Genomic DNA, 14,719 nt, shown 5'->3' with positions numbered 1-14,719 from the left:
TCGGAGGCGGCGCTAGATTACAGAACACTGCCGATGTGCCGGGTAAACTGAATGGTCCGTTACAACGAAATCCGCGATGGCGAGGTCGCCGTCGATCCACCACCGCCGACAGACGCCGGTCTCGTCTTCATCGGCCGCATCCATACGCCGTGGACCGATCGACTGATGACGCCGAGGCAGGGCAGGCAGGACGGTCCGATCTGCCGCATCGAGATTTTCGATCCCTGGGTGCCCGCATTGAAGGGACTCGACCGGTTCACGCAGGTCGAGGTGATCTACTGGCTGCATCAGTCGCGCCGCGATCTGGTGCATCAAAGCCCGGCAAGCGATGCCAAGACCCACGGCACCTTTGCCTTGAGGTCGCCGGTGCGGCCCAATCCGCTCGGCACCTCGATTGCCAAACTGGTCGGCATCGAAGGCAACATCGTTCTGGTCCAAGGTCTCGATTGTCTCGACGGCACGCCGCTGGTCGATCTCAAGCCCGATCGCTGCCAGTTCACCCCGGTTGCCCCGCCGCAGCCGGGAGATTTCGAGGCGGACGCCTGATATACATTGCAGTGCCTCAACGGTCGGCTGCTGTTGCAAATCAGTTGCAACTAGCTTCCTGTCATGCATAATAACATTATGGATGCACGATCTCCGTCAACGCCGCCCGAGCCGGCCGCTGCGCCGCTGGTGCCGGGCGGATGGCGGACGCCGCGTGGCGAGCCGTCGCTGGCGGATATGTTCGGTTCGATCCGCGTCGCCAAGAGCGGGTCGTTCTGGCGCAAGCTGGCGGCCTTCCTGGGCCCCGGCTATCTGGTCGCGGTCGGCTACATGGACCCGGGCAACTGGGCGACCTCGCTCGCCGGCGGCTCCAAGTTCGGTTACGCGCTGCTTGCGGTGGCGCTGATTTCCAACATCATGGCGATCGTGCTTCAGGCGCTGTGCGCGCGGCTCGGCGTCGGCTCGGGACGCGATCTGGCGCAGGCATGCCGTGATGCTTATCCGAAATGGGTGTCGTGGCCGCTCTGGCTGTTTGCGGAAATCGCCATCAGCGCGACGGACCTCGCCGAAATCATCGGCACCGCCATCGGCCTCAACCTGCTGTTTGGCATTCCGCTGGAAATTGGCGTGCTGATCACCGCACTCGATGTGTTTCTCATTCTGGGATTGCAGGCCATCGGCTTCCGCTGGATCGAGGCATTTGTAGTGACGCTGCTCGGCGTCATCGCCATGTGCTTCGCTATACAGATCGCGATGGCCGATCCGGACTGGGGCGCGGTGATCCGCGGTTTCGCGCCGACGGTCGACATCGTGCGCAATCCCGACATGCTCTACCTTGCGCTCGGCATTCTCGGCGCGACGGTGATGCCGCACAATCTCTATCTGCATTCCGGTCTGGTGCAGACGCGTGGATACGGCGACAGCGTTCCCGAGAAGAAGGAGGCGATCAAGCTCGCCACTATCGATTCCACCATCGCGTTGTGTCTTGCACTGCTCATCAACGCGTCGATCCTCATTCTCGCCGCAGCGACATTTCACAAGGCTGGAAAAACCGACGTCTCCGAACTCGATCAGGCGCACACGCTGTTGTCCCCGATGCTCGGTTCGTCGATTGCGCCCACGCTGTTCGGCATCGCGCTGCTCTGCTGCGGATTGAATTCAACCGTGACCGCGACGCTGTCCGGCCAGATCGTGATGGAAGGCTTCATCAACATCAGGATCGCGCCATGGCTGCGGCGTCTGGTGACGCGCGCCATCGCCATCATCCCCGCTGCCATCGTCACGATCTGGTACGGCGAGAAGGGCACGGGTCAGTTGCTTATTCTCAGTCAGGTGGTGTTGAGCCTGCAATTGCCGTTCGCCATCGTGCCGCTGGTGATGTTCACGGCGAGCAAGGCGAAGATGGGGACGTTCGTCGCCCCGCGCTGGCTCTCGTTGGCCGCAACGGTGATTGCGGCGGTCGTGATCGCGCTCAATGTAAAGCTGCTGGTCGATTTCGTGACCGGCTGATCGTCAGGACGCGATCAAGCGACGTGCGTCGCGCGTTCGCTGTGACCCTGATTCAATTTTCAAACAGCCACGCATCATTGCTCTCGCGCCGCGCGCGAGTTTTTCTTTCAGTCTCGCCCCACGAAACAACGAGGGGCATGGAGCGCCGCAAGGCGCAAATGTGTTGGTTCGCTTCCTCTGCGAAAAGGAAGCGCGTCGCCTCACGGCGCTCCATTCGCGGCGATTTGTGTCCGAGGGACCGTGCTTCCGGGACAGGACGAGCGCGTACCGCGCCTCCGATCCGGCAGGCTTTCGCCCGCCTTCATCCTGTCCTCGTCCAGCCATCGAAGGCAGAGCCACGTAGTTGGCCCGGACGGTGACCCCCGGCCTCCCGGACGTGTGGGTGCGAATCCACATCGCGCAGGCGCCGCATCCTGTTCCGCTTAACGAACGCCCTCGAGAAGCGCCCCTCACGAACAGGACGCTTCGAACTTAAGAGAGGTTTGAAGGGCGGGGATTGGTATCCCCATCACGAAATGTTTCGGCGCCGGAAGAGGTTTTCCGAGAGGTGCCAGGATCACTCGCGCGTGCTGTCGAACTTTTCGCGTGCGGTTTGAATCTGCGGCAGGTTGTCGAATGCCCACGAGCCCAGATTTTCCACTGGTCCTCGCAGAGAGCGGCCCAGCTCCGTCAGTTCATAATCGACCCTCGGCGGAATCGTCGGGAACACGGTGCGGGTGACAAGGCCATCGCGCTCCAGTCCCCGCAGTGTCAGCGTCAGCATCCGCTGCGAGATGCCGCCGACCATGCGCTTGATCTCGTTGAAGCGGCGCGGGCCGTTGGCCAGCAGCATGATGACGAGGACGCTCCACTTGTCGCCGATCCGCGACAGGATGGAACTGACTGCGGTGCAGTCGCCCGGCAGGTGTTGGTCTGGAGGGGCGGTCACATCCGTGTGCGCGGGTTTCATGCGTGTGCTCGGGTTCAAAAAATGTGCCTTCTTGTGCGGTTTATCAAAGGTCACCAATAGTGTCCAGGTATCAATCTGATACTAGAGCTAAAGGAGACCCCATGAAACTGCTCCACATCGACGCCAGCATTCTCGGCGGTAATTCCGTTTCCCGGCAACTCTCGGCCGCAGCCGTCGAGCGCCTGCGCAAGACCGCACCCAACCTCGACGTGACGTATCGCGACCTCAGCGCCGCGCCGCTCTCCCATCTGAGCGGAGAGCATCTTGCCGCCGCTCACGGTGCCACGCCGGAATCCGAGGCCGTGCGCGACGACATCGCCGCCAGCACTGCTGCGCTTGAGGAGTTTCTTGCCGCCGACACCGTGGTCATCGGCGCGCCGATGTACAATTTCACCATCCCAAGTCAGCTCAAGGCCTGGATCGATCGCATTCTGGTCGCGGGAAAGACCTTCAAATACTCTGAGAAGGGCGTCGAGGGCCTCGCGGGCGGCAAGCGCGTGATCGTTACCATCGCGCGCGGCGGTTTCTACGGCGCCGGCATGCCGGCTGCAGCGGGCGAACATCTGGAGACATATCTGCGCTGGGTGTTCGGCTTCATCGGCATCACCAATCCCGAAATCATCATTGCCGAGGGAATCCAGGTCAGCCCCGAGCAGCGCGAGAAGTCGGTTGCCGAAGCGTTGCAGGCGGCGGGCACCTTAAAGGCGGCTGCCGGTCTGCAGGCGGCGTAACAAATTATCTTACGTCATGCCCGGGAGTGCCGGGCATCTGCGTCTTGCCCCAACCTCAAGACGTGGGTGGCCGGGACGAAACCCGGCCATGACGACCTTCGAAACGGGGCGAAAAGTCAGTCCTGCGGTTCGGGCGCCATCGTGCCGGTGGCATCGACGCGCAGCCAGCCGCTGGGCGCGAGGCGCTGCTGCGGCAGGAAGCGGGCCTTGTAGTCCATCTTCCGCGAGCCATCGATCCAGTAGCCGAGATACACGTAAGGCAGGCCGAGCCGCCGGGCGCGGGCGATGTGGTCGAGGATCATGAAGGTGCCCATCGAGCGGCTTTCCTCGCCGGGCTCGAAGAACGAATAGACCATCGACAGTCCGTCCCCCAGCACATCGGTCAGCGCCACCGCGATCAGGTCGCCGCCCTTGCCGGTGATGCCGCTGTCGGGAGTGCGCCTGCGATATTCGATCAGCCGGGTTTCGACATGGCTGTCTTCGACCATCATCGCGTAGTCGAGCACGGTCATGTCGGCCATGCCGCCATCGCGATGGCGGGCGTCCAGATAAGCGCGAAACACCGAGTACTGTTCGGACGTCGGCACCGCAGTGCGCAACTCGCTGACGATGTCGCTATTGCGCGCCTGGATTTTCCGGAAATTGCGCGAGGGGCGGAATTCGTTGACGATGACGCGCACCGACACGCAGGCGCGGCACTGGTCGCAGGCCGGACGGTAAGCGATCGACTGGCTGCGGCGGAAGCCGCCATGAGTGAGGAGATCGTTCAACTCGCCGGCCTTATCGCCGACCAGATGGGTGAACACCTTGCGTTCCTGCTTGCCCTCCAGATAGGGGCAGGGTGAGGGCGCCGTCAGATAGAATTGCGGCGTATTGCGCGAGTGTTGTGTCACGTGAGGCCGTAGGTCTCCGATCAGCCGCGATTCCCGTCAGCAGCATCGCGCCGCGGCGGGCAGGGGTCAACGAATTTGAGCAGCCCGCGAGGACAGTTTGGCGTGATTGTAAGACCGCGTTGTCTGCAGCCGGCCGGGAGGATGACGCACCAAACATCATCCGCCCGGAGCCAAAGCCACGTTTAGACGCGGGTGGTCTGCACCGCGGATGCACGGACGCTGCTGTTGATGAAAACCGTGCCCAGCACGATGTCATGCAGCAGCCGGCGGCGGCCATTGAACAGGCCGACCAGCAGGACCAGCGGGGTCAGGAACGAGACCGACACCCAGTAGAGAATGGCGTGAACCGCGCCGAGAACGAAGTAGGGCCGCTCGCCGGTCCATGTCCGCATCTCGATGTCCATCATGCGCATACCGACGGTCGCGCCGTGCGGGCCGCCGAGCGACGCGCCGTAATAGATCAGCGCCCAGATCACCGAGAGCGGCGAGATCAGCCAGAACAGGAACCAGCCGAGCCCCAGCGTCACCACGCCGAACAACGTCACGAAGATGACAGCAAGGACGATGGGAATCGCCAGCACCACAAGGTCGATGAGGAACGCAAAGACCCGCTTGGTCAGCACGCCGCGAAACAGTTCGGGCTGCAACCACGGATCATAGGCCTGCTGCGCGCTGGCGCTGGCCGAAGGATTGTTGCGCCAGGTCGCACCCGGTGCCGCGCCGCCAGTGTTTCTCGTGTCAGACATGGAAACCCTCCTCCGGTCCCATCCGGACCGCTTGCTGCGCACATGGCCCCGCCGGTCCGCGCTCGCAAGACAGCTTAGGCTCACATGGAGAAAAAGTTATGGCGAGTTCCAGCCGGAAGACCGGCTCGAAGCTCAGGATGACGGTCAGCGTTTCTATCGCCCGGCCTTGAGTTTCTCCGCCGCGGCCGGTGCAAAATAGGTCAGCACACCGTCGGCGCCGGCGCGCTTGAACGCAATCAGGCTTTCCATGATCGTGCGATCACGCTCAAGCCAGCCGTTGTTGATGGCGCCCGCGATCATCGCGTATTCGCCGGACACCTGGTAGGCGAAGGTCGGCATCGCGAAGGTGTCCTTCACGCGCCGGACGATGTCGAGATAGGGCATGCCCGGCTTGACCATCACCATGTCCGCGCCTTCCGCGATGTCGAGTTCGACCTCGCGCAGCGCCTCGTCGGAATTTGCCGAATCCATCTGGTAGGTGCGCTTGTCGCCGGTCAGCGTCTTCGCCGAGCCGATGGCGTCGCGGAACGGGCCATAAAAGGCCGATGCGTACTTCGCCGCATAGGCCATGATCTGCACGTCGCCGAAGCCAGCGCGGTCGAGGCCCTCGCGGATCGCGGCGACGCGGCCGTCCATCATGTCCGACGGCGCAATGATGTCGCAACCGGCCTCAGCCTGCACCAGCGCCTGCCGCACAAGGATCGCGACCGTCTCGTCGTTCAGGATCCTGCCGTCCTGCAGCAGGCCGTCATGGCCGTGGCTGGTGAACGGGTCGAGTGCCACGTCGCAAAGGATGCCGAGATCGGGGAATTCCTTCTTGATCGCGCGCACCGCCTGGCACACGAGGTTGTTGGCGTTCAAGGCCTCGGAGCCGGTCTCGTCACGCAGCGATGGATCGGTGTAGGGGAACAGCGCGATGCAGGGGATGTCGAGCTTCATCGCGCGCTCGGCGTCGCGCACGGTCTGATCGACGCTGAGGCGGTCGACGCCGGGCATCGAGGCGATCGGCGCGCGCTTGTTGTCGCCGTCGACGACGAACAGCGGCCAGATCAGATCGTCGGTGGTGAGCACGTTCTCGCGCACCAGCCGCCGCGCCCATTCGGACTTGCGGTTGCGGCGCATCCGCGTGGTCAGATTAAGGGAAGGGGCGGCGTTGCCCAAGTTGTTGGCTAGGTCGCGCGGGGTGTCCCGCATTTCGATCGGACGTCCGAACTTGATCGCCATTGTGATACCACTCCCGCGCGAAACAGATGCAGCGAGATGTAGCATCTGCCGGGGCCGCCGTCACCGCACGGAGGTGTCATCGGGCGGATTGATTTTAGGGGCGTAAGGGATCAAACAGACGGCATGAACAAGGACATCCGGCAAACAATGGCCGCGCGCATGGTCCGTGGCGCGAACGACGACGTGCCGCGCGACCAGGTCAATCTGGTGACGCCGATGACGTCGCCGGACGCGGAGAGCGGCGACAACACGTGGACCGGCCGCCTCGTGCTGTTCCTGCGCGTCATGGCTGTGCTGTCGATGATCAAGGGCCTCTACCACTGGGCGGAGATCACCGGCTTCATCGGCGGCGAGGATCGCGCCTTCGAAGCGCAGACCACGCAATGGCAAACCGCCACGGTTTACTTCGCGGTGATCGAACTCGTGGCGGCGGTGGGACTGTGGCTCGCGACGCCATGGGGCGCGGTGGTGTGGCTTACGACCATCGTGTCCACCGCGGTGATCGAACTGATGTTCCCGGCGATCTATGGCGGCAACCTTTTCGCGGTGCTCGTCGCGTTGGTGCTGCTCGGGGCCTACCTTATCCTGGCGTGGCTTTCGGCGCGGGAGCGGCCGCCGTAGCGTTTCGCGACAGCCCTGCCTTGATGTTTTACGAAGTCTTTCAAATTTGAGCGACCGGTGTTCTGGAATGCGACAGGGCGCGCGACGAAGCGTGAACATCGGCCGTTCTCGGTGAATCAAAACTAACAAAAAGCCCTTATTTTATCGATGTAACATACGATTCACCGTTTCAAATAAACCTTCTCTTTATGCTGTTATTTAAGCTGATCTTCAAACGCCTCCCTTAGTTTCCACCTATCAGACGGGACAAAAGTTTCGTCGAATAAGTCGTAAAAAACGACAACAGGGGAAGTGTCATGATCAAAGCCGCCGCTACGGCCATTGAGCCCGCACGCGACAACGCTGCTGCACCCGTGCAGCCGCTCTATCTCGAAGCTCTTACGCTTGTCGAACGTCTGCATCGCCGTCTGCTCGACGTCATCAAGGATGAATTCGATCGCCGCGGCCGCGCCGACATCAACTCGGTCCAGGCGCTGCTGCTCTATAACATCGGCGACAAGGAACTGACCGCAGGTGAGCTGCGCACGCGCGGCTATTACCTCGGCTCCAACGTCTCCTACAATCTGAAGAAGCTCGTCGAGATGGGTTTCCTCGATCATCAGCGTTCGCGTGTCGATCGCCGCTCGGTCCGGATTCGTCTGACCGCGCAGGGCCAGGAAATCCGCCACATCGTCGACGCGCTGTATCAGAAGCACGTCAAGACGGTGGAGCAGGTGGGCGGCATCTCGAACGCCGAGTTCGCGACGCTGAACAAGTCGCTGCATCGCCTCGAGCGCTTCTGGACCGACCAGATCCTGTATCGGCTCTGAGACACCGGGCCTCACGATATTCGGGTCAGCCGGCGGATCAAAAAGACCGGCGGCCCGCGCCAACTTTCTGAAAGTTTAAGCCGGTGCCCTCCGGCCGTTACCGAAGTGCGCGCAAGATGCACGCGGAAGAATTCCGCACGAGTTTCCCCTGGTGTGGGACGACGCGACTTGAGGCGCCCGAAAAGGCGCCTTTTCGCGTTCATGTCCCCGAGAATCGACTCGTAAACGAGTCCTGAATCATCGCCCGCCAAGAGCAAAAATATCGTCCGAGACTCTTGCGCGGACTCTTTCCATCATCCTCACATCATGAGGCCGATTCTCAAATTCGCCGGCGACCGCCTGCAGGTCGCGTTGATGCTCGTTCTGCTGGCCGCGTGCTCGCTGAACGTGATGTTCCTTTACGCCCGGCTTTAACCGGGGCAGGGCATCCGCCCGCCGGCGTCCATTTTCTCATTAATTGCAGCCGGTCCGTATCGAACCCGGGTTCCCATGGGTCAATTCACGTATTCCCCGAAGGCGCGGGAATCGTCCAAGCGTGGGGGCGTTGGCAAACAATTAAGCGAAGAGCCGCACGATCATGTGGTCAAGGCTCTCACTGATGGAAACGAGGAAGCCCATGGACGCGCAGACCATTGCCATCGACGCGGTTGTCGTTCTGACCGGCAGTAACCGGGATACGGTCACCGCCCTGATTCAGAAATTCTACCTGACCGGGGTGAAGGACCCCAAGCGCCTGACCTTCAAGGGATTGCAGGCCGTCGCCCGGATTTAGGCGTTCCGCCCAAGGTCCAGCCGTCCCTGAGCCGCTCGTCGCCGTGCCGCGACAGGGGGCTGGCGGGTCGCTTTTCCTCGTTTTCGGCCGGTCAGACTGCCCAACGGGCCTGAAGCGCCGTTTTGTGGGCCGTTATCGCCTAAATGTGGCCCACCTGCTTGTGGAACTTGGACCCCACCGCCAGATATGGTATCTCGCGGCTGCCGCCCTTGATGCCACACAGCATTTTCAGGAAAAGTGGAAACCGGTTTTCCGTTGGAAAATGCTCCTAAACTGACCGTCCGTAGCCGTCCGAAGGCTGCGGCGGTGGAGACATTTCATCCATGAGCTCTTCCGCCAAAACCGCATCCGCCCCCGACTCGTTTTTCACGGCCTCGCTCGCGCAGGCCGATCCGGAGATCGCAAACGCGATCAAGGGCGAGCTTGGCCGCCAGCAGCATGAGATCGAGCTGATCGCGTCGGAAAACATCGTCAGCCGCGCCGTGCTCGAGGCGCAGGGCTCGGTGATGACCAACAAGTACGCGGAAGGCTATCCGGGCGCGCGCTATTACGGCGGCTGCGAGTTCGTCGATGTTGCCGAGACGCTGGCTATCGAGCGCGCCAAGAAACTGTTCGGCGCGGGTTTCGCCAATGTGCAGCCGAACTCCGGCAGCCAGATGAATCAGGCGGTGTTCCTCGCGCTGCTTCAGCCGGGCGATACCTTCATGGGCCTCGATCTTGCCGCGGGTGGACATCTCACCCACGGCGCGCCGGTGAACATGTCCGGCAAATGGTTCAAGCCTGTGCACTACACCGTGCGCCGCGAAGACCAGATCATCGATATGGACGCGGTGGCGAAGCAGGCTGAACAGGTCCGGCCGAAGCTCATCATTGCCGGTGGCTCGGCCTATTCGCGTGCGTGGGACTTCAAGCGTTTCCGCGAGATCGCCGACAGCGTCGGGGCCTATCTGCTGGTCGACATGGCGCATTTCGCGGGCCTCGTCGCGGGTGGTGTTCATGCCTCGCCGGTGCCGTATGCGCACGTCACAACCACGACCACACACAAGTCGCTGCGCGGTCCGCGCGGTGGCCTGATCCTCAGCAACGACGAGGCGATCGCCAAGAAGCTGAACTCGGCGATTTTCCCCGGTCTGCAGGGCGGCCCGCTGATGCATGTCATCGCGGCGAAGGCGGTGGCGTTCAAGGAAGCGCTGCAGCCGGACTTCAAGATCTACGCCAGGAACGTGGTCGAGAATGCCAAGGCGCTGGCGGAAACGCTGCGCTCCAACGGGTTCGAGATCGTCTCCGGCGGCACCGACAACCACCTGATGCTGGTGGACCTGCGGCCGAAGGGCCTCAAGGGCAATGTTTCGGAGAAGGCGCTGGTCCGCGCCGGTCTCACCTGCAACAAGAACGGCATTCCGTTCGACCCCGAAAAGCCGTTCGTCACCTCCGGCCTGCGTCTCGGCACGCCGGCAACCACCACGCGCGGTTTCGGCGTTGCCGAATTCAAGCAGGTCGGCGCGCTGATTTCGGAAGTGCTCAACGCGGTCGCACAGTCCGGCGACGGCGCGGCGCCTCTGGTCGAGGCTGCGGTGAAGGAAAAGGTGAAAGAACTCACCAGCCGCTTCCCGATCTACCAGTAAGGCGGGCTCATGCGCTGCCCAAGCTGCAACAGTCTCGATACGCAGGTGAAGGATTCACGGCCGACGGAAGATTCGGCCGTGATCCGGCGGCGGCGTGTCTGCATGGCGTGCAACTTCCGCTTCACCACCTTCGAGCGCGTGCAGCTTCGCGAACTCACCGTCATCAAGCGCAACAGCCGCCGCGTTCCGTTCGATCGGGACAAGCTGGTGCGCTCGCTGCAGATCAGCCTGCGCAAGCGCCCTGTCGATCCCGAGCGGGTGGAAAAGATGGTATCGGCCATCGTGCGCGAACTTGAAAGCGGCGGTGAGTCGGAGATTTCGTCTGAGGTGATCGGCGAGACCGTGATGGAGCATCTGCGCCAGCTCGATGACGTGGCCTATGTCCGCTTCGCCTCGGTCTATCGCAATTTCCGCGAGGCGAAGGACTTCGAAGCCGTGCTCGGTGAACTGTCGGGCGAGGACGAGCCGCCGCGTCCTGCGGTCGTGCGCAAATGATTTTCTTACGACGCGGCGTTCGCGTTTCCGCTACGCTTGATCGTTGTGACGGACGTTTCTGATCATCGATACATGCAGCTTGCGCTGGCGCTTGGCCGGCGCGGGCAGGGCCGTACCTGGCCGAACCCGGCCGTCGGCGCGGTGGTCGTCAAGGATGGCATCATCGTCGGGCGGGGCTGGACCCAGCCCGGTGGGCGGCCTCACGCCGAGCCCGAGGCCCTCAAGCGTGCGGGCGATGCGGCGCGCGGCGCGACGCTCTATGTCACGCTGGAGCCATGCTCGCATTTCGGCAAATCGCCGCCCTGCGCAGACGCGGTCATCGCGGCGGGCATTGCCCGAGTCGTCTCCGCCGTTGAAGATTCCAATCCCGAAGTGGGCGGACAAGGGCACGCGCGGCTGCGGGCCGCGGGCATCGCGGTGGAAGTCGGCGTCTGCGGCGAGGAAGCCGTGCGCGATCACGCCGGACACTTCCTGCGGATCCGGGAGAAGCGCCCGTTCGTGATCCTGAAACTTGCGGTCTCCGCTGACGACAAGATCGCCGCGGCGGGACATCGCCCGGTCGCGATCACCGGCGAGGCCGCGAAGGCGCGGATGCATCTGTTGCGCGCGCAAAGCGATGCGATCCTGGTCGGCATCGGTACCGTACTGGCCGACGATCCGCTCCTGACCTGCCGCCTGCCCGGGCTGGAGGCGCAATCGCCGGTGCGCGTGGTGCTGGATCGCGCTCTGCGGCTGCCCGGCGAAAGCAGGCTGGTTCATTCGGCGCGCGAACATCCGCTCTGGGTGATGACATCCGATCTGTCGGAAGCTCCGGCGGCGATGAAGCTGGGTGCAGCGGGCGCGCAGGTGATCCGCTTGCCTGTCATCACTGCGCCGATGCCGGGTCTCGATCTGAAAGCCGTTTCAAACACGCTGTCGGAGAAGGGCATCACGCGGCTGATGGTGGAAGGCGGCGCGCGGGTGGCGTCCTCGTTTCTGAGCGCGGGGCTGGTCGATGAGGTCTGGCTGCTGCGCGGGCCGGACACAATCGGCATGGATGGTATTCCGGCGCTCGATACGCAGCCATTGTCGGTCATCGCCCAGTCGCCTCGCTGGCGCGTGCGTGCTACCGAGACCTTGGATCGAGACATCCTGACAATTTACGAGCGCACCTGAATGTTCACCGGCATCATCACGGATATTGGAGAGATCACCACCTTCACGCCGACCGCGCCGGGGCAGCTGCACCGGCTGCGCATCGCTTGCCATTTCGACCAGACCACCATCGCCGACGGCGCGTCGATCGCGTGCAACGGCGTCTGCCTGACGGTCGTTCAGTCCGGCGTCGATCAGGGCCAGACGTGGTTCGATGTCGATACCGCCGCCGAGACATTGCGCATGACGACGGCGAAAGGCTGGGGCAAGGGCACCCGCCTCAATCTCGAACGCGCGCTCAAGATCGGCGACGAACTCGGCGGGCACATCGTGGCGGGCCATGTCGACGGAATCGCGACGATTGTTGCGCGCGATGATCTGCCGGACATCACAAGGTTAGAGATGGCGAAATTCGAACTGCGCGCGCCGCGCGATCTGGCGAAGTTCATCGCGGCCAAGGGATCGGTGACGCTCGACGGCGTTTCGTTGACCGTCAACACGGCCGTGGACGACCGGTTCTCCGTGCTGATCATTCCACATACGCTGAAGATGACGACACTAAGCGATTGGCGTGCAGGGTCCGAAATCAATCTCGAGGTCGATCTGATGGCGCGCTATGCGGCGCGGCTGACGGAGATGCGGACCTAGTGTGGTGGTTCGCAAGTCCGCAACACCGCTTCTGCACATCCATCTGCGGACTTGCGAACCAAAACCACACTAGAATTATAGTTTGCTAGTGTCCTTTTGAATCCGAAGTTCGCTATGGAGCGCGCGGCAAAATAAGGCGAACTTCGGATTCAGGACACTAGAAGCCGCATTTCATTCTGTCATTATAAAATCCGGGGGGATTCACATGCCGCTGTTCAGCGATTATCCGGTCGCAACGCTCGAGGACGTCGTTCGGTTCGAGACCGAGAAGACGCTCGAACAGCGCTACGATGCCCGCAGCGTCTACGACATTTTCGCAAAGAGCGCGGCGCGCCATCCCGACCGCACCGCGCTAACCATGCTGATGACGGGCGCGGATGACGAGACGCCGCGCCTCGTCACCTATCGGCAGATGCTGGAGGGGATCACCCGCGCGGCGAATTTCTTCGCAAGTCTCGGCGGACCCGGAGCAGGCATCGCCTACATTCTCCCGAGTCTGGTCGAGACGCACTTCACGCTCTGGGGCGCGGAAACCGCCGGCTACGCCGTGCCGCTCAATTTCCTGTTGCAGGCGCAGAATATCGCCGACCTCGTCCGTGCATCCGAGGCGAAGATCCTCGTGGCGCTCGGTCCGCATCCGCAACTCGACATCTGGGAGAAGGCGGTCGCAGTCGGCAAGCTGCTGCCGGACCTCAAGTTGGTGCAGGTGTCGCTGACCGATGCGCCGCGGCCGGACGGCGTGTTCGGGTTTGGGCCGGGGTTGAAGGAGCAGGACGGCAGCGCGCTGACCTTCGGACAGGCGCGCAGCGGCGAAGATGTCGCGGCCTATTTCCACACCGGCGGCACCACCGGCCTGCCCAAGCTCGTGACCCATACGCACCGCAACCAGATCGCAGCGGCGTTCGGCGGCACGGTGCTGCAGGATCTGACCGAAGCTGACGCTATCACCAACGGCCTGCCGCTGTTTCATGTCGCGGCGACGATCTCTTGCGGGCTGTCGTTTTTTATCGCGGGTGCGAATGTGCTCGTGCTCTCGCCGGCGGGTATGCGCAACCCGTCCATCGTCAAGAATTTCTGGAGGATCGTCGAACGCTATCGTGCCACCGTGATCGGCGGTGTGCCGACGGCGCTGGCCGCGCTGCTCAATGTGCCGGTCGATGCGGATATTTCCTCGGCCCGCTACAGCATCTCTGGTGCCTCGCTGCTGCCGCGCGCGGTCGCACTCGCGTTCCAGAAAATGACCGGAACGACGATCCACGAAATTCTCGGCATGACCGAAACTGGCGGATTGGTGTCGATAGACCCTGCGGCGGGCGAACCGGTGCTGGGTTCTGTCGGTGTCCGGCTGCCTTATACAAAGGTGGTTGTTCGCAAGCTCGGCGCCGATGGTTCGCTCAGCGAGGCCTGCGCGCCGCACGAGGTTGGCGTTATGACGATTTCCGGCCCGAACGTCACACCGGGTTACAAGGACGCAAGCCAGAACAGCGGAGCATTGCGCGCCGGTTATCTGGACAGCGGCGATCTTGCCTACACGGATGAGCAGGGGCGGCTGTTCGTTGCCGGCCGTTCCAAGGATCTGATCATCCGCAGCGGTCACAACATCGATCCGGTCCTGATCGAGGACGCGCTGCAATCCCACCCGGCGGTGGCGCTGGCAGCGGCGGTCGGTCAGCCCGACAAATATGCCGGTGAACTGCCGGTGTGCTACGTGGCGCTGAAGCCGGGCGCGCAGGCAACCGCCGACGAACTGAAGGCCTATGCCGAGCCGCTGATCGCGGAGCGTCCGGCGTGGCCGAAGCAGATCATCGTGATCGACGCCATTCCTACGACCAGCGTCGGCAAGATCTTCAAGCCGCAGTTGCGCACCGACGCCGTGCAGCGGCTGGTGGCGCAGGTGGTTGCAGAGGTGATGGGGAGCGGCGCCGCCGTGATCGACGTTGTGGCGGGGGGCAAGCGCGGCATCGACGTCACGGTGACGCTGCCTGCGGTGCTCGCGGGTCAGCAGGCCGTGGTTGAGAAGGTGCTGGATGGATACCTGTTCGACTACAAGGTGCAGCAAGCGAATTGAGGCGGTTCT

Annotated in this window: 15 protein-coding genes; 11 read left to right on the top strand and 4 right to left on the bottom strand. The window is 62.8% G+C overall.

Features of this window, described 5'->3' with window-relative positions; all coding sequences use genetic code 11:
- Positions 1-51: 51 nt before the first annotated feature.
- Together tsaA and LVY71_RS14270 are read left to right on the top strand one after the other, a co-directional pair.
- Positions 52-546, top strand: coding sequence for a tRNA (N6-threonylcarbamoyladenosine(37)-N6)-methyltransferase TrmO (tsaA, locus tag LVY71_RS14275; protein ID WP_235100530.1), 495 nt, complete (start codon positions 52-54; stop codon positions 544-546).
- A 78-nt stretch (positions 547-624) separates the two neighbouring features.
- Positions 625-1,995 (top strand): Nramp family divalent metal transporter, encoded by a 1,371-nt coding sequence (locus LVY71_RS14270; protein WP_235101503.1) that lies wholly within the window; start codon positions 625-627, stop codon positions 1,993-1,995.
- A gap of 556 nt (positions 1,996-2,551) precedes the next feature.
- On the opposite strand, the gene LVY71_RS14265 is transcribed toward LVY71_RS14270, so the two are convergent.
- A complete protein-coding gene (locus LVY71_RS14265; RefSeq protein WP_235101502.1) occupies positions 2,552-2,944 on the bottom strand; it encodes a winged helix-turn-helix transcriptional regulator in 393 nt (130 codons plus the stop codon).
- A gap of 101 nt (positions 2,945-3,045) precedes the next feature.
- Here LVY71_RS14265 and LVY71_RS14260 point away from each other — a divergent pair, with 101 nt between their 5' ends.
- The gene (locus LVY71_RS14260; protein WP_235100529.1) at positions 3,046-3,675 is read left to right on the top strand and encodes an FMN-dependent NADH-azoreductase; all 630 of its coding nucleotides are present in this window, start codon (positions 3,046-3,048) and stop codon (positions 3,673-3,675) included.
- A 116-nt stretch (positions 3,676-3,791) separates the two neighbouring features.
- Here LVY71_RS14260 and LVY71_RS14255 read toward each other — a convergent pair whose 3' ends face one another.
- The 3 genes from LVY71_RS14255 to hemB all read right to left on the bottom strand — a co-directional run bounded on the left by LVY71_RS14255 (position 3,792) and on the right by hemB (position 6,538).
- On the bottom strand, positions 3,792-4,568 hold the full coding sequence (locus LVY71_RS14255) for an arginyltransferase (RefSeq protein ID WP_235100528.1): 777 nt from the start codon (positions 4,566-4,568) through the stop codon (positions 3,792-3,794).
- A 182-nt stretch (positions 4,569-4,750) separates the two neighbouring features.
- Positions 4,751-5,314 (bottom strand): RDD family protein, encoded by a 564-nt coding sequence (locus LVY71_RS14250; protein ID WP_235100527.1) that lies wholly within the window; start codon positions 5,312-5,314, stop codon positions 4,751-4,753.
- 153 nt (positions 5,315-5,467) lie between these two features.
- The gene (hemB, locus tag LVY71_RS14245; protein ID WP_235100526.1) at positions 5,468-6,538 is read right to left on the bottom strand and encodes a porphobilinogen synthase; all 1,071 of its coding nucleotides are present in this window, start codon (positions 6,536-6,538) and stop codon (positions 5,468-5,470) included.
- 123 nt (positions 6,539-6,661) lie between these two features.
- Between hemB and LVY71_RS14240 the strand changes: the two genes are divergently transcribed.
- The 8 genes from LVY71_RS14240 to LVY71_RS14205 all read left to right on the top strand — a co-directional run bounded on the left by LVY71_RS14240 (position 6,662) and on the right by LVY71_RS14205 (position 14,710).
- Positions 6,662-7,159, top strand: coding sequence for a DUF6163 family protein (locus LVY71_RS14240; protein ID WP_235100525.1), 498 nt, complete (start codon positions 6,662-6,664; stop codon positions 7,157-7,159).
- A 296-nt stretch (positions 7,160-7,455) separates the two neighbouring features.
- Positions 7,456-7,968 carry a transcriptional regulator LdtR gene (gene ldtR / locus LVY71_RS14235; protein ID WP_235100524.1) on the top strand — a complete coding sequence of 171 codons (513 nt, stop codon included), beginning with the start codon at positions 7,456-7,458 and terminating at the stop codon, positions 7,966-7,968.
- A gap of 616 nt (positions 7,969-8,584) precedes the next feature.
- Complete coding sequence (locus LVY71_RS14230; RefSeq protein WP_235100523.1) at positions 8,585-8,740, top strand: hypothetical protein; 156 nt, start codon at positions 8,585-8,587, stop codon at positions 8,738-8,740.
- 323 nt (positions 8,741-9,063) lie between these two features.
- On the top strand, positions 9,064-10,365 hold the full coding sequence (gene glyA, locus LVY71_RS14225) for a serine hydroxymethyltransferase (protein WP_235100522.1): 1,302 nt from the start codon (positions 9,064-9,066) through the stop codon (positions 10,363-10,365).
- Positions 10,366-10,374: 9 nt separating this feature from the next.
- Complete coding sequence (gene nrdR, locus LVY71_RS14220; RefSeq protein ID WP_024575176.1) at positions 10,375-10,860, top strand: transcriptional regulator NrdR; 486 nt, start codon at positions 10,375-10,377, stop codon at positions 10,858-10,860.
- 45 nt (positions 10,861-10,905) lie between these two features.
- Positions 10,906-12,015 (top strand): bifunctional diaminohydroxyphosphoribosylaminopyrimidine deaminase/5-amino-6-(5-phosphoribosylamino)uracil reductase RibD, encoded by a 1,110-nt coding sequence (gene ribD, locus LVY71_RS14215; protein ID WP_349629893.1) that lies wholly within the window; start codon positions 10,906-10,908, stop codon positions 12,013-12,015.
- Positions 12,016-12,642, top strand: a complete 627-nt coding sequence (locus tag LVY71_RS14210; RefSeq protein ID WP_235100521.1) for a riboflavin synthase — start codon at positions 12,016-12,018, stop codon at positions 12,640-12,642.
- Positions 12,643-12,847: 205 nt separating this feature from the next.
- The gene (locus tag LVY71_RS14205) at positions 12,848-14,710 is read left to right on the top strand and encodes an acyl-CoA synthetase (RefSeq protein ID WP_235100520.1); all 1,863 of its coding nucleotides are present in this window, start codon (positions 12,848-12,850) and stop codon (positions 14,708-14,710) included.
- The last annotated feature ends 9 nt before the right edge of the window (positions 14,711-14,719 follow it).

It is taken from the genome of Bradyrhizobium sp. G127 (assembly GCF_021502575.1).
GTDB lineage: Bacteria > Pseudomonadota > Alphaproteobacteria > Rhizobiales > Xanthobacteraceae > Afipia.
The sequence above is the reverse complement of the archived record's forward strand: the minus strand, read 5'-3'. Positions and strand labels throughout refer to the sequence as shown.

What these genes read in the sequence shown, in the direction of transcription:
- LVY71_RS14230 (WP_235100523.1), top strand. Translation starts at nt 8,585, where the DNA reads ATGGACGCGCAGACCATTGCCATCGACGCGGTTGTCGTTCTGACCGGC.
- LVY71_RS14270 (WP_235101503.1), top strand. Translation starts at nt 625, where the DNA reads ATGGATGCACGATCTCCGTCAACGCCGCCCGAGCCGGCCGCTGCGCCG.
- LVY71_RS14265 (WP_235101502.1), bottom strand. Translation starts at nt 2,944, where the DNA reads ATGAAACCCGCGCACACGGATGTGACCGCCCCTCCAGACCAACACCTG.
- ldtR (WP_235100524.1), top strand. Translation starts at nt 7,456, where the DNA reads ATGATCAAAGCCGCCGCTACGGCCATTGAGCCCGCACGCGACAACGCT.
- tsaA (WP_235100530.1), top strand. Translation starts at nt 52, where the DNA reads ATGGTCCGTTACAACGAAATCCGCGATGGCGAGGTCGCCGTCGATCCA.
- LVY71_RS14210 (WP_235100521.1), top strand. Translation starts at nt 12,016, where the DNA reads ATGTTCACCGGCATCATCACGGATATTGGAGAGATCACCACCTTCACG.
- LVY71_RS14205 (WP_235100520.1), top strand. Translation starts at nt 12,848, where the DNA reads ATGCCGCTGTTCAGCGATTATCCGGTCGCAACGCTCGAGGACGTCGTT.
- glyA (WP_235100522.1), top strand. Translation starts at nt 9,064, where the DNA reads ATGAGCTCTTCCGCCAAAACCGCATCCGCCCCCGACTCGTTTTTCACG.
- LVY71_RS14260 (WP_235100529.1), top strand. Translation starts at nt 3,046, where the DNA reads ATGAAACTGCTCCACATCGACGCCAGCATTCTCGGCGGTAATTCCGTT.
- LVY71_RS14240 (WP_235100525.1), top strand. Translation starts at nt 6,662, where the DNA reads ATGAACAAGGACATCCGGCAAACAATGGCCGCGCGCATGGTCCGTGGC.
- LVY71_RS14250 (WP_235100527.1), bottom strand. Translation starts at nt 5,314, where the DNA reads ATGTCTGACACGAGAAACACTGGCGGCGCGGCACCGGGTGCGACCTGG.
- nrdR (WP_024575176.1), top strand. Translation starts at nt 10,375, where the DNA reads ATGCGCTGCCCAAGCTGCAACAGTCTCGATACGCAGGTGAAGGATTCA.
- hemB (WP_235100526.1), bottom strand. Translation starts at nt 6,538, where the DNA reads ATGGCGATCAAGTTCGGACGTCCGATCGAAATGCGGGACACCCCGCGC.